13 protein-coding genes are annotated in these 13,248 nt (G+C 44.8%); 2 read left to right on the top strand and 11 right to left on the bottom strand.

Features of this window, described 5'->3' with window-relative positions; translation table 11 throughout:
* Nucleotides 1-90: 90 nt before the first annotated feature.
* Nucleotides 91-1,017 carry a TIGR01777 family oxidoreductase gene (locus GO495_RS01285; protein ID WP_157297902.1) on the top strand — a complete coding sequence of 309 codons (927 nt, stop codon included), beginning with the start codon at nt 91-93 and terminating at the stop codon, nt 1,015-1,017.
* 42 nt (nt 1,018-1,059) lie between these two features.
* Here GO495_RS01285 and GO495_RS01280 read toward each other — a convergent pair whose 3' ends face one another.
* The 7 genes from GO495_RS01280 to GO495_RS01250 all read right to left on the bottom strand — a co-directional run bounded on the left by GO495_RS01280 (nt 1,060) and on the right by GO495_RS01250 (nt 9,881).
* The gene (locus GO495_RS01280; RefSeq protein WP_240915121.1) at nt 1,060-2,256 is read right to left on the bottom strand and encodes an anthranilate synthase component I family protein; all 1,197 of its coding nucleotides are present in this window, start codon (nt 2,254-2,256) and stop codon (nt 1,060-1,062) included.
* Between the two features lie 111 nt (nt 2,257-2,367).
* Entirely contained in the window at nt 2,368-2,823 is a 456-nt protein-coding gene (locus GO495_RS01275; protein ID WP_157297900.1) for a hypothetical protein, read from the bottom strand.
* 107 nt (nt 2,824-2,930) lie between these two features.
* The gene (locus tag GO495_RS01270) at nt 2,931-4,220 is read right to left on the bottom strand and encodes an adenylosuccinate synthase (protein WP_157297899.1); all 1,290 of its coding nucleotides are present in this window, start codon (nt 4,218-4,220) and stop codon (nt 2,931-2,933) included.
* Between the two features lie 157 nt (nt 4,221-4,377).
* On the bottom strand, nt 4,378-6,630 hold the full coding sequence (locus GO495_RS01265; RefSeq protein ID WP_157297898.1) for a RelA/SpoT family protein: 2,253 nt from the start codon (nt 6,628-6,630) through the stop codon (nt 4,378-4,380).
* 46 nt (nt 6,631-6,676) lie between these two features.
* Nucleotides 6,677-7,336, bottom strand: a complete 660-nt coding sequence (locus GO495_RS01260; protein ID WP_157297897.1) for a 2'-5' RNA ligase family protein — start codon at nt 7,334-7,336, stop codon at nt 6,677-6,679.
* Nucleotides 7,337-7,398: 62 nt separating this feature from the next.
* Nucleotides 7,399-8,133, bottom strand: a complete 735-nt coding sequence (locus GO495_RS01255; RefSeq protein WP_157297896.1) for a response regulator transcription factor — start codon at nt 8,131-8,133, stop codon at nt 7,399-7,401.
* A gap of 296 nt (nt 8,134-8,429) precedes the next feature.
* Nucleotides 8,430-9,881: an alpha-L-fucosidase gene (locus GO495_RS01250; protein ID WP_157297895.1), complete on the bottom strand. Its 1,452-nt coding sequence runs from the start codon at nt 9,879-9,881 to the stop codon at nt 8,430-8,432.
* Nucleotides 9,882-10,016: 135 nt separating this feature from the next.
* Here GO495_RS01250 and GO495_RS31940 point away from each other — a divergent pair, with 135 nt between their 5' ends.
* Complete coding sequence (locus GO495_RS31940) at nt 10,017-10,190, top strand: DUF6728 family protein (protein ID WP_170302613.1); 174 nt, start codon at nt 10,017-10,019, stop codon at nt 10,188-10,190.
* Here GO495_RS31940 and lpxB read toward each other — a convergent pair.
* The 4 genes from lpxB to GO495_RS01230 all read right to left on the bottom strand — a co-directional run bounded on the left by lpxB (nt 10,174) and on the right by GO495_RS01230 (nt 13,241).
* A complete protein-coding gene (gene lpxB / locus GO495_RS01245) occupies nt 10,174-11,271 on the bottom strand; it encodes a lipid-A-disaccharide synthase (protein WP_157297894.1) in 1,098 nt (365 codons plus the stop codon). The two genes, GO495_RS31940 and lpxB, sit on opposite strands and share 17 nt — an antisense overlap.
* Nucleotides 11,272-11,301: 30 nt before the next feature.
* Nucleotides 11,302-11,637 carry a hypothetical protein gene (locus GO495_RS01240; RefSeq protein WP_157297893.1) on the bottom strand — a complete coding sequence of 112 codons (336 nt, stop codon included), beginning with the start codon at nt 11,635-11,637 and terminating at the stop codon, nt 11,302-11,304.
* A complete protein-coding gene (surE, locus tag GO495_RS01235) occupies nt 11,625-12,395 on the bottom strand; it encodes a 5'/3'-nucleotidase SurE (protein WP_338075337.1) in 771 nt (256 codons plus the stop codon). The genes GO495_RS01240 and surE overlap by 13 nt, the downstream gene beginning before the upstream one ends.
* Nucleotides 12,396-12,461: 66 nt before the next feature.
* Entirely contained in the window at nt 12,462-13,241 is a 780-nt protein-coding gene (locus GO495_RS01230) for an ABC transporter permease (protein WP_157297891.1), read from the bottom strand.
* Between the last annotated feature and the right edge of the window lie 7 nt (nt 13,242-13,248).

Raw genomic sequence — 13,248 nt, 5'->3', positions numbered from 1 at the left:
AAAGATTGGTGCGATCTTGGCTGTATTTCATTCATCATTTATTTGTGTACTTTTAGTTTATTTCTTACAAAACGCATTTTTCAAACCTCCATGGATACGGTATTAATAACCGGCGGTACCGGATTGGTAGGCCGGGCGCTTTCCCAACTACTTACTGAGGTTGGCTACAGGGTGATTATCCTGAGCCGCCAAAAGGCCACGGCTTCAGACAATGAGCTTATCAGCTATGCACAATGGGATGTATCCCGGCAAACAATAGATATAGAGGCCCTTCAACAGGCTGATTACATTGTACACCTGGCAGGTGCTAACGTTGGGGACAAGCGATGGACGACGTCCCGTAAGAAAGAAATAGTGAACAGCCGTGTGCAGAGTTCCGGTCTGTTATACGACTCCCTGGAGAAACACCCCAATAAAGTAAAAAAAATCATCAGCGCTTCTGCTACCGGTTACTACGGAGAAGACCAGGGCCATGCTTTTGTGGAAACAGACCCTCCTGCAATCGATTTCCTGGGAACTACCTGTGTGGCCTGGGAAGAAAGTGTGCTGAAGATGAAACAACTGGGTAAGAAAGTAGTGATCCTGCGCACCGGCATTACACTCAGCAAGGAAGGCGGCGCGCTCAAAGAATTCTACAAACCGCTGAGATTCGGTTTTGCCACCATCCTGGGTAACGGAGAACAATATATCAGCTGGATTCATATTCATGACCTGGTAAGACTTTATTTAAGCGCCATCGTTAACCACGAACTACATGGTATCTTTAATGCTGTTGCACCTAATCCTGTGCAGCATAAGGAGCTTGTAATGACCATGGCCCAGGTAGCCAAGGGCAAGAGCTTCATTTCTCTGCATGTGCCTTCTTTTGCCTTAAAAATAGGGCTTGGTGAGATGAGTGTGGAAGTGTTGAAGAGCTGCAATGTTTCTTCAGCTAAAATCCAGCAAACAGGATTTGTGTTTTCCTATCCGACTATTAAATCGGCGATGGAGAATATATTTGCGCCGAAGCAGGATTAAAATGAAGGGTTTTGCAGGGCTACGCCCTGCACCCAAAAATTCTTATTCAAGAATTTTCTTCATGGAGGCTGCTTTCAGCAGGCACTCTTCCCATTCTTTCCCCGGATCTGCATAATAGGTAATCGCAGAACCGGTTGGGAAAGACAGGTATCTGTTTTCTTCATTATACAGGATACTCCTGATCACTACATTAAAATCGAAATCCCCCTCCGGGGTGATATATCCCAATGCGCCGGAAAATAATCCCCGGCGGCTTTTCTCATATTCTTCTATCAGCTGTAACACCCTCAGCTTGGGCGCGCCTGTCATAGATCCCATCGGAAACGCCTGCCGGATGATCTCTGTAAAGGGAACCCCCGCTTCAGGAATAGCCGTTACCGTAGAAATCATGTGATGTACATGGGCAAAAGAATAGATGCCGAACAGCTCCGTCACTTTCACACTCCCGGGAGAAGCCGTATGTGACAGGTCATTGCGTACCAGGTCTACCACCATTACATTCTCTGCCCTTTCCTTGCTGTTCTGCTGTAATGCCAGTCTGTTAAAGGCATCTGCTGCGGCGTCTTCTTCCCGTCTGATCGTACCTTTAATAGGCTGGGAAATCACCAGGGGGCCTTTTTTCTGCACAAAACGTTCCGGACTGCTACATACCAGGTATTTATCATTTACGCGGTAATAAGCCGCAAATGGAGCTGGTGAAAGGGTATTCAGCCGTTGAAACAGCGTTAAGGGATTCACCACTGCATCCGTTATATAATTCTCCCGGCAGAAATTCACCTCATAACAATCTCCCCTCAGAATATGCCTTTGTAAAGCTCTTACAGATTCCAGGTAAGCTTCTTTATCCAGATAAGCAGCGGATGCGGGAGCCGAACGATGAGCTGAATGAGATACCGGCATTGCTGCACACTGATCATAAATCAATGCAGCACCGGCATGATCTAAATTCCAGCCACCAATCCTTACCCGCCCTTGTTCCAGCTGCATAATAAAGCGGGGCCTGAAAAAGAACAGGTCGGGGAAATTAATGTGATCAGGATGTAAAGACTGAAGAGAATTAAAAGTTTCGTTCTTGAGGTCGTATCCCAGATGTCCGAAAAGCCAGTCTGGCTGTTTATCATAGTACTGCTGCAATGCAGAGAAGGCATTGCCGGCGTTGCAAGACAGTGTATCCAGCGCGTCAGCGGCAAGGATGGCTTCGTTTTGGTGGTATATTGAAGCGTAATTGTTATTGTCCAAAAAACAACAAATGTTGAACGTGTTACCCAAGTTCAACATTTGTTGTTTAAATAGCGTTGGATCATTAACCGGAAAATCGTGAAATATCCTGATAATGCGTGCATTTAATGCTTAAAAATCATCGTCGTCATCGTCAAAACCGCCACGGTCATTGAACAGGCCCATATCCTTGAACTCATCATCAATGCTCAGGTCATCGTCATCATCATCCGCACTCTTTTTACCCGGGCGACCGCGTTTGTTCTTAGGCTTAGGCATATCAAACTCCTCAAAGTCAGGATCATAGTCCTCGGAGTCTTCTCCCTTTTCCCAATTATCATCGTCTTCGTCCTCTACTTCATCTTCATCATCCAGATCGTCGTCATCTTTCCGTTTTGATTTAGAGGCCGGCTTATCTGATTTTTTTGAAGCAGCAGACTTACGGGGAGTTTCCTCCTCATCCAGCTCATCATCATCCTCCTCATCCTCGTCCTTCTTGGGCTTACTTGCAGCTTTAGGCGTGGCTTTAGTAGTCTTTGGAGAACTCGTCTTTTTTGTCTCTTTTTCGTTATCAGATTTTGATTTCATAATAGGTTCACTTAAGTCTTTAGCGTATTTCTTTGACGTAAAGTTTTAACAGTTTTTTGTATTAGCCAAATTTTTTTTGCCGATTTTTTGTCGTACTTTTTTGCAATTTACTGTTGCAGTATCTGATCGCGCCCTGGACCGTTGGATACGTATTTTACAGGCACTTCAAGATATTTTTCCACAGCCTTCACAAAAGCTTTCATTTCTGCAGGTAACTCACTGAACTGCTTGCTCTTAGCCGCTGTTTCATCACTCCAGCCTTTATGTTTCTCCCAGATGGGTTTCACCTCTGCATCATTCAACTGGAAAGGCATTGCTTTCGTTTGCTTTCCATTTATTTCATACGCTGTACATGCATATACCTCATCAAAGGCATCCAATACATCGCTTTTTGTCATTACCAGCTGTGTTACACCACTCAGCATACAGGTATACTGAAGAGCAACCAGGTCAATCCATCCGCAACGGCGTGGACGGCCTGTAGTAGCGCCAAATTCATTTCCTTCAGCACGCAGCTTCTCGCCGGTAGCATCATGCAGTTCTGTAGGGAATGGTCCGCTACCTACACGGGTACAATACGCTTTTGTTACACCAATCACCTCTCTGATCCACTGCGGAGCAACACCTAAACCGGTACATACGCCGGCAGAGATAGTATTGGATGATGTTACGAACGGATAAGTACCAAAGTCAACGTCCAGCATACTTCCCTGTGCACCTTCTGCCAGTACTTTTTGTCCGGCTTTCAGCTTTTCGTTCAGGAAGTATTCTCCATTCACGATATTCATCTCTTTAAGGTACGTAACTCCATCGAAAAATTCAGCTTCCCAGTCAGCAATATCTTTGGCTATTTCATTTCTTACCTCAGCAGAGAAATCATATCCTGCCAGCAGGTGCTCATGTTTGTGCTTTAGGTTCTGGTAGCGGTCTTTAAAGTCCGTACGCAGTAAATCCCCTACTCTCAGACCGTTACGACCGGTTTTATCCATATAGGCAGGACCGATACCTTTCAGGGTAGAACCGATCTTCTCGGTTCCCTTAGACAGCTCGGAGGCCTTGTCCAGCGCACGGTGCGTTGGTACAATGAGATGTGTTCTTTCAGCAATGTAGAGATTCTTTTTCAGATCCACACCCAGGGCAGTGATCTTATCGCATTCCTTTTTGAAAGTAACAGGGTCCAGCACCACTCCATTCCCAATCAGGTTGGTGGTGTTACGATGGAATACACCGGATGGAATGGTATGTAATACTACCTTTTCACCCTCTACGTATAAAGTGTGCCCTGCATTAGGTCCGCCCTGGAAACGGGCAATGACATCATATTTACCTGCAAAGTAATCCACAATCTTTCCCTTGCCTTCGTCGCCCCACTGCAGGCCCAGCAAAACATCTACCATAGGTGTGTTGTTATTGATTTTTAAAAAGAAGTGGCAAAATTACGGGTAAAAAGGAAGAAAGCAAGCGAGTTTGAAAGATTGGCTAATCAATTGAAAGAATATATAACGATAAAAGGCCCCTTCACGGAGCCTTTTACAAATATATTGAAGGTAGGGCCTACTCATCTTCCAGCCTGCTAACAGACTGTATACCATCCAGTTTCTTCAATCGTTCGAACAACTCGTCCAGCTCTTCCTTGTCATGCACGAACACCTTGATAAGCCCTTCAAACAGGCCTTCCTTGGACTCGATCGTTAAACCGGCAATATTTACCTTCAGCTCTCCTGAAATAACGTTGGTGATCTTGTGAATAACCCCCACATCGTCCATACCGATAATCCGCAGCCCTGTAAGGAAGGATATCTCCCTGTTCTTCACCCACTTGGTCTTTACTACCCTATGCCCGTAATTAGCCAGTAATTGCGCTGCATTCGGACAATTAGTACGATGGATCTTCAATCCTTCACTGGCAGTAATGAACCCGAATACATCATCCCCGGGAATAGGACGGCAGCAATTGGCCAGTTTATAGGCAATCTTGTCTGAACTTTCTCCAAAGATGATCAGCTCCGCATCCTTCTTGGAAGGCAACTGGTGCTTGATATGGTCTTCCGCAATATGCTCCGGTTGTTTTACTGCTACCGGCCTTGGCGCTTCCAGCTTATCTCCCAGTACATTGAACTGTTTTAACTCTTTCAGGTCAATGTTCTTGATTGCAATCTGGTAGTAGAGGTCCAGCGGGGACGGCTGTTTATAAAACTGTACGAGTTCGTTAATGTTATACTGACTGGCAGTGATCTTCAGATGGTCCAGCTTACGCTCCAGCACATCCTTCCCGTCCATGGCAATGGTACGCTTTTCTTCCTTCAGTGCATCTTTGATCTTGGACTTGGCCTTAGCAGTTAATACAGAATTCAGCCAGTCTTCCGAAGGCTTCTGCTTATTGGAAGTAATGATCTCCACCTGGTCTCCGCTACGCAGCTTATGACTCAGAGGTACCAGCTTATAGTTCACCTTAGCGCCTATGCACTTATTCCCTACCGCACTATGGATCGCATAGGCAAAGTCCAGCGCAGTAGAGCCTACGGGCAGTATTTTAAGGTCTCCCTTAGGCGTATATACATAAATCTCTTCCGTAAACAGGTTGCTCTTAAAATCGGCCAGGAAGTCCAGTGTGTTGGAATCCGGGTTATTCAGGATTTCCCTTATCTGAGTAAACCACTGATCGAATTTGGATTCCGTATTCGTATTCTGATTACTGCCTTCTTTATAACGCCAGTGAGCAGCCAGTCCTTTTTCCGCATAATCGTTCATGCGTTTGGTACGGATCTGTACTTCCACCCATTTACCCTGTGGCCCCATTACGGTTACGTGTAAAGCCTCATAACCATTGGATTTGGGATTACTGAGCCAGTCGCGGGTCCTTTCCGGACTGGGATGATAAAAGTCTGTAATGATGGAGTACACTTTCCAGCAATCCGACTTTTCCTTATCCACCGGAGTATCTAAAATAATACGGATGGCAAAAAGGTCGTATACCTCTTCAAAGGTGACGCCCTTCTTCTTTATTTTATTCCAGATAGAGTGTATGGATTTGGGCCTGCCGAATATTTCGAAGGTTAGTCCCTCTTCCTGTAATACCTCTTTGATAGGTTTGATGAATTCGTTGATATAGCGGGTACGCTCGCGTTTTGTCTCTTTGAGGCGTTTGGCAATATCCCGGTAGGTCTGCTGCTCGGTATATTTCATGGCCAGGTCTTCCAGCTCGGACTTGATATTATACAAGCCCAGGCGGTGAGCCAGTGGCGCATAGATAAATACTGTTTCAGAGGCTATTTTCAGCTGTTTTTCCCGGTTCATGCTGTCCAGGGTACGCATGTTATGCAACCTGTCTGCCAGCTTGATGAGTATTACACGCGGGTCATCTGCCAGCGTAAGGAGTATTTTCTTGAAATTCTCTGCCTGAGCAGTACTGGTACTGGAATCTATTACGGTAGAGATTTTGGTAAGGCCATCTACGATATGGGATATCTCAGCACCTAAAGCCCTTTCAATATCTTCCAGGGTTACTTCTGTATCTTCCACGGTATCGTGCAGGAGCGCACAAATAGCGGAACGTACCCCCAAACCTATCTCATCTACGCAGATCTGCGCTACTGCAAGAGGATGTAAGATGTAAGGTTCACCAGATTTACGCCGCATTTCCTTATGCGCATCGGCTGCCATTTCAAAGGCAGTGCGCACCAGTTCGCGGTCTCCTTTCTTTAAGCGTGGTTTAAGAGCGCGTAATAAGGCACGGTAATGTCGAACGATCTCTTTCTTTTCCTGTTCCTCGTCCAGGTCATATTTTTGAACGGCCACTGTTTCCATTGCCTTAAAGTTACGATTTTATTGCATAGGAAATACGGGGGTGGCCTTACTTCGGGGAACCCAGCCGGCACTTCTGTAATACTTCCCAGGAAGTACCTGTATGCCTGAAAATGTAGAGGTTATTTACACGGAAGGTCGCTTCAAAAGGCTTGTTATGGTATTCTTCCCAGGCTGCTTCCAGTTCCCGGTTCTTCAGGTCATCCACGGCCACCGAAATATGCGGATTGTACCCATAACGTGCCAGCATACTGCTGAACCCGAATTCCTTTCTCAGAAAACCCATCAGTTTGGTATGCAGCTCTTGCAGGGCAGGGTCTTTTTCCACATGGATATAGAGTACCCGTCTGTTTTTGAGGTGAATAGCACCAAAACCTTTCAGGTGAATGTCAAAAGGGGATTGTGCTGCGGCAAAGTCTGCCAGTTCCCGGCATAGTGCATTTTCTATCTCCGGCTTAGCCGTAAATGGCACCTGCAAAGTGATATACGGTAACACACGCAGAGACTGGCGGGCATCGTAGTTATCTGCGAATTCCTGTTTAATGCGTATGATCTCCTTTCCTGTTGCTGCATTGGGCAGTAAAGCAATAAAGTAGATATTCTGCTCTTCTTTCCGCGGGCTGGCCCTGGGACGAAAACGTTGTTTAGGTCGGGGATCGTGCGCAGGAGACTGAGGCTTTCCTGGCTGGTTACGTCTATAAAAGTTCATTTTGAACAATTAGGGGTTTAACATGAAATTGGGGTGGTTAAAGTAAGCGCTGCTGTTGTTGGTTATTGCCGATTGTTTTCTCTTGGAGTTGCTGTCTCTTCCGGTATATTTAATCTTATTCCGATATTATGTAATGTTTCCAATTCAATGCCTGCTTCCAGTTTAAAATGTTTTCTCAGGCGTGTGATAAATACGTCCATACTTCTGCTGGAAAAGAAGCTGCTGTTACCCCATACTTTCAGGAGTATTTCATCCCGCTTTACCAGCTTATTACTATTCTCCACCAGGTATTTCAGCACCTTCGCTTCTTTTTTGGTCAGTGATGCGAATACTTCTTCACTGTTATCCCTCGTCAGTTCTTTTTCTTCATAATTGAACCTTACATGACCAATTTTATAAATGCCATCACAGGGTATGTCTTTCGGCAAAGTTCTTTTCAGGAATACTTTTACACGCATTACCAGTTCCTTGATACTAAACGGTTTAACCATATAATCATCCCCGCCTATTCTGAACCCGTTCAGGCGGTCTTCATCCAGCCCTCTGGATGAAACAAAGATGATAGGTACCATGCCATTCCTTTTACGTATCTCCTGCGCCAGTGTGAAGCCATCTTTTTTGGGCATCATGATATCAAGTATGCACAGATCAAAATCATCCCGCTGAAACTTCTTCCACGCAATTTCTCCGTCCAGGCAGTGCGTTACTGTGTAACCTGCCGCTTCCAGCTGTTTTTTAATGATATTTCCATAATAGTAGTCATCTTCTGCCAGGAGAATTTGCGCATTACTTTCCATGCAATAAAGTTTATCTGGTTCAATTTTAAGTTAACAAAACAAGATACTCACTACGATAGCATTGCAATATTGCCGAATAAAGCGACGCACTTTAGTTAATAAGAAGTTATTGATTTTAGAATTTCGCTTTAAATGGCACTAACGATCAGAATGACATCAATACAGTATTAATGATATTCGTAGGTTTGCGTTCAATAGTTTTATATACAACAAAAAAAAGGGCTGCCTGTTCAAAGGCAACCCTTTTTTTTTATTGGCAGTCTGTTCATTGTTCACTGCCTTTTCACTGTTAAATGCTATTCTACTGCGGGGATCTGTATAGCCACGGCACATTTCCAGTCTTTCTTCTGTAATGCTGCAGGTATACTGATCTGTGTGCCGTCCCCTATCACTTTCCATGATAATTTATTTTTTGCACCCAGCATAGTCAGCTTAGCTCCCTTTGCGGGTTTCAGACCACTGAAAGAAATTGTGGCGGGTAATTTTTCTCCTTTATCCAACAAATAAATCGCATATACATTCCCGTTCTTCTTACGGGTAAAACATACTTTACCATCTTTATACGGAGCAACAGATTTTGTTGCATAGATAGCTTCTCCATTCACATTCATCCATTCACCGATGGCAGTCATCGTGGTATAGGCTTCATCGTGCAGTTGTCCATCTGGTCCGGGCCCTACATTCAACAGGTAATTACCACCTTTTGCAACAATATCCACCAGGTTGTGAATGATCTTCTCAACAGGTTTGTAAGTATCGTTCGGTACATACGACCAGGAGTTCGCCATTGTCATACAGGTTTCCCATGGATAATCCAGTGGTTTGGCAGGGATCTGCTGTTCCGGTGTGCGGTAGTTCTCGAAAGGACCATGTACATCGCGGTCTACTACGATCAGACCTGGCTGGTGTTTGCGTGCCATGGCTGCAATGCCGGCCATGTCGATATCTTCATCCTGTTTAAGTGGTCTGCCATCTGTTTCTGCGGCAGTAATATCTGCGGCTTTCTTTTCAGACTGCTTGCGTGGGCGGACCCATCCACCATCCAGCCATAGAATATCTATCTTACCGTAATCACTCATCAGTTCTTCTATCTGGTTGTAAGTATATTCTTTATACTTTTTCCAGCGATCAGGATATTTGGTGATATCGTAGTTCACGTGCCTGTCTTTAGGCGGAAAATAATTCCACCAGTAATCCTGGCAATGCCAGTCAGGTTTTGAGAAATAAGCGCCGGCATGTACCCCTTCCTTACGGAATGCTTCAAATACTTCTTTAGCGATATTGGAACGGGGATCTTTGCTGAAAGGACAATCCGGTGCTGTTACGCGGTAGTCTGTCTGTTTAGTATCGAACATACAAAACCCATCATGGTGTTTCGTAGTGAATACTACGTATTGCATACCTGCTCCTTTAGCTGCTTTCGCCCATTTTTCAGGATTGAATTTAGTAGGATTGAACTGAGATTTTAATGCCTCATACTTCTTTACATACTCGTAGTAAGGAATGCCATAAGGCTGACGCTGTGTCCAGCCTTCATCTTCCGGACAAATACTCCAGGATTCCACTATACCCAGTTCTGAGTAAGTACCCCAGTGGATCAGCATCCCGAATTTCCAGTCGCTCCATTCATCCAGTTTCTGCAATACGGCCTTGTCCGTCTCAGGGATGTAAGGAGGCATTTTCTCCTGTGCGCTGGCCGTGGAAAATGCCATTATCGCACCACTTAATAACATTAGTAGTTTTCGCATGATTATTTTTTAAATGTATCTAATAATTTCAGTTGATGGAGGTATCTACAAAGTAATGCACATTATCACTCAGGAACTTATTGTCCTTTACCTGTTTCATGTATAATATTACCTTTCCGCAGTTATCTTTGTACCATGAAAAGTATATGGCAGCAATTTCTGCGTTATCTGTATATAGGGAAGAAGGACCCAAATGCACCAAAGTCACGGTATGTATCCATGATGCATGGCATGAACAGGATATCTATTATCGTGTTCCTGATCGCTATCATCATCATGTGTATCCGCTTATTTACGAAGCGGCACTGATAATCACTTCTGCTGCACGGCGACTGGCATTCTTTTCGCCCAGTTTCGTCCAGAGAGCAGTATAATCTGCCTGCAACTGTACACGCGTCGCCTCGTCCTTCAGCAATAATGTGAGTTCCTTCAGCAAATTTTCTTCGGTCAGATCATCCTGGATCAGTTCATGCACCACCAGTTTATCCATGATCAGGTTTACCAGGGAGATATATTTTACTTTGATCAGTCGTTTCGCTAAAAAGTAGGAGATCGCACTCCCTTTGTAACACACTACTTCCGGTACACCAAATAACGCGGTTTCAAGTGTGGCGGTACCGGACGTTACCAGCGCGGCTTTTGCCTGACGCAGTAAGGGGTAAGTTTTTCCTTTAACAGTGCAAACGTTCGTATGTGCACCTGTGAGCCCCTGCATGAAATCGTCATCCAGACTGGGAGCCTGTGCTACTACAAACTGGTATTCCGGGAAATGTTTTGCCATCGTGAGCATAATAGGCAGCTTCACACTTACTTCCTGGCGACGGCTACCCGGCAATATAGCAATCACCGGCTTATCAGAGAAAGGCAATACCTTTCCTTCTTTTGCTTCTTTTATCACTTCTATCAGCGGGTGTCCCACATACTCTACTTCGTAATCCCACTTTTTGTAGAAGTCCTTTTCAAAAGGCAGGATGCACAACATCTTATCCACACTCTTTTTAATCTTCTTTACCCTGTTCTCTTTCCAGGCCCATACCTGCGGAGAGATATAGAAGATGATCTTATAACCGAGCGGTTTTGCCCATTCGGCGATACGCAGATTGAAGCCTGCATAGTCTATCAGTACGAGTACATCGGGTTGGTATGCCTGTATATCTTTCTTACAGAACTCCAGGTTGCGGAGTACGGTGCGCAGGTTCATCACTACCTCGATAAAGCCCATAAAAGCCAGATCTTTGTAATGTTTTGCCAGCGTACCACCGGCCTGTTGCATCAGGTCTCCTCCCCAGCAACGAATGTCTGCAGAGGGGTCCTGTTGTTTTAACTGTTTGATAAGATTGCTGCCATGGAGGTCGCCGGAAGCTTCCCCCGCTATGATGTAATACTTCATTTTTTCACATTAAACCCGCAGCAAATATACTTAACCATGTAATAGCTTAAGTAATATGATAGTGATCGCATATAACATGGTAACGAGGAAGATCCCTTTAGCTGTCAGATCTTTTCTTTTCCGGGTATATAAATAGAATACAGCGCCATTGAACAGCAGACAGATGCTGATTATTTTGGGGAGCATTTGCCGGTTGCCAAGCAGAATCTGTACAAATTCACTCAGTCCCCGGTGATAGGGCATATATACTGCCAGGAAGTAGTAAATAAAAAAAGTAACAAATGGTGTCAGCAAACCTAACACGATACCTAATACCAGATTATCCTTCTTTAACATATTGTAGTTTTGAGCCGTCAGAACGTCCATTCGGCCTCTATTTGTTTTTTCAGCTTATGATTTGTCAGATCAAACTGCACCGGTACCAGTGATGCATAATTGTTGGCTAATGCCCACACATCCGTATCCTCTCCTTTGTCTCTGTTTACGAACTCTCCTGTCAGCCAGTAATACTTCTTCCCACGTGGATCTCTGCGTTCATCAAAGGCTTCTACCCATTTGGCATCTGCCTGACGGGCAACCCTGATCCCTTTAAAATCTTCTTCTGTGGCAGCCGGGATATTTACATTAAAAAGCGTCCCTACCGGCAAAGCTGTTTCCAGCATCTTCTTCGCTACGGCAAACGCTACTTTCTTTGATAAAACAAAATTCTGTTCATAGCTGTAATCCAGACTGGAAAACCCTACAGACGGTACGCCTTCTATAGCGGCTTCCATTGCTGCAGACATCGTACCGGAATAGATCACATTGATAGAATGATTGGCGCCATGATTGATCCCGCTTACACAGATGTCCGGCAGGCGGTGTAATATCCTGGCACGGGCCAGCTTCACGCAGTCTACCGGTGTACCGGAACATTGCCAGGCTTCTATCCCCTCAAAAATAGTAACAGGCTCTAACCTTAACGGTGTTCCTATCGTAATCGCATGCCCCTGACCCGACTGCGGACTATCCGGTGCTACTACCACTACTCTGCCCAGAGGGCTCACTGCTTCTATCAGCGCACGGATACCCGGAGCTGTTACACCATCATCATTAGTTACCAGTATGATCTTTTCCTCTGCCACTTTGTACAAATTTAATATGTATTGAATATATTACGTTGATAAAGAATGTTAAATTAATTTAATAGTCTAAAGGTCGGCCTTCAGCAATCTTCTGAATATCAGCCACAATGCTACTGCAATATATCCTAATAACGCAATCAGGTACACCATATTGTCATATTGCTGCACACCAGGCAACATCTTACCTATCAGCGGAAAAGGCAGCAGTTCATCTGCGGTTTGCAGGGGCAGCAGGCCTCCCACACTTCCCCAGAAGCGTTTGAGCGTTACCACCAGCAGTTGTTCGAAGATCATCACATAACCTAAATACAATACGATGGCAAGCCCGGCCCTCTTTACCAGTATACCTGTCAGTAAAGCCAGACAAAGTGATAACAATATCTGCAGGAAATAATATCCCAGGTAATAAAAGCCTTCCATATTAAATGCGGACGTACCATAAAAGAACCCGAAAAACAGGGCTGTTAATACGGATACAACAAACGCGAGCACAGATAATGCCAGTACCCAGAACAGTTTGGAAAACACGAAATCCTTTCTTTCCCAGCCGTCAATGACGTTCTGCCGGTGGGTTTTAAAGGTGAATTCGTTGGTGACAAGCGTTAACAGCAGTAACGCAAAAATAGCAGAGGTGTATGAGTTCACATTGGCTACAGACTGCCATACCAGCGGGAAATCATAGGCAGAAGTACCCAGCAGGCTTTGTACCTGTTTAGGGATCCGGCTGGTAATATCCTGTACCAGAAGGTTAGATGCCGGGATAATGATTACCGCCAATCCCAGTAAGATCCAGAAAGTACGATAGGTCTTTACTTTCAGCCATTCTATTTTAATGATTTGTAACATAGGGATT

The sequence above is a fragment of the Chitinophaga oryziterrae genome, from assembly GCF_009758125.1.
Classification (GTDB): Bacteria; Bacteroidota; Bacteroidia; order Chitinophagales; family Chitinophagaceae; genus Chitinophaga; species Chitinophaga oryziterrae.
Note: the sequence above shows the minus strand (reverse complement) of the source record. Positions and strands in the feature narration are given on the sequence as shown.

Excerpts from the sequence above, each read along its gene's own strand:
- GO495_RS01260 (WP_157297897.1), bottom strand. The coding sequence starts at position 7,336 with ATGAACTTTTATAGACGTAACCAGCCAGGAAAGCCTCAGTCTCCTGCG.
- GO495_RS01275 (WP_157297900.1), bottom strand. The coding sequence starts at position 2,823 with ATGAAATCAAAATCTGATAACGAAAAAGAGACAAAAAAGACGAGTTCT.
- lpxB (WP_157297894.1), bottom strand. The coding sequence starts at position 11,271 with ATGAAGTATTACATCATAGCGGGGGAAGCTTCCGGCGACCTCCATGGC.
- GO495_RS31940 (WP_170302613.1), top strand. The coding sequence starts at position 10,017 with ATGAAAAGTATATGGCAGCAATTTCTGCGTTATCTGTATATAGGGAAG.
- GO495_RS01255 (WP_157297896.1), bottom strand. The coding sequence starts at position 8,133 with ATGGAAAGTAATGCGCAAATTCTCCTGGCAGAAGATGACTACTATTAT.
- GO495_RS01230 (WP_157297891.1), bottom strand. The coding sequence starts at position 13,241 with ATGTTACAAATCATTAAAATAGAATGGCTGAAAGTAAAGACCTATCGT.
- GO495_RS01270 (WP_157297899.1), bottom strand. The coding sequence starts at position 4,220 with ATGGTAGATGTTTTGCTGGGCCTGCAGTGGGGCGACGAAGGCAAGGGA.
- GO495_RS01250 (WP_157297895.1), bottom strand. The coding sequence starts at position 9,881 with ATGCGAAAACTACTAATGTTATTAAGTGGTGCGATAATGGCATTTTCC.
- GO495_RS01285 (WP_157297902.1), top strand. The coding sequence starts at position 91 with ATGGATACGGTATTAATAACCGGCGGTACCGGATTGGTAGGCCGGGCG.
- GO495_RS01240 (WP_157297893.1), bottom strand. The coding sequence starts at position 11,637 with ATGGACGTTCTGACGGCTCAAAACTACAATATGTTAAAGAAGGATAAT.
- GO495_RS01265 (WP_157297898.1), bottom strand. The coding sequence starts at position 6,630 with ATGGAAACAGTGGCCGTTCAAAAATATGACCTGGACGAGGAACAGGAA.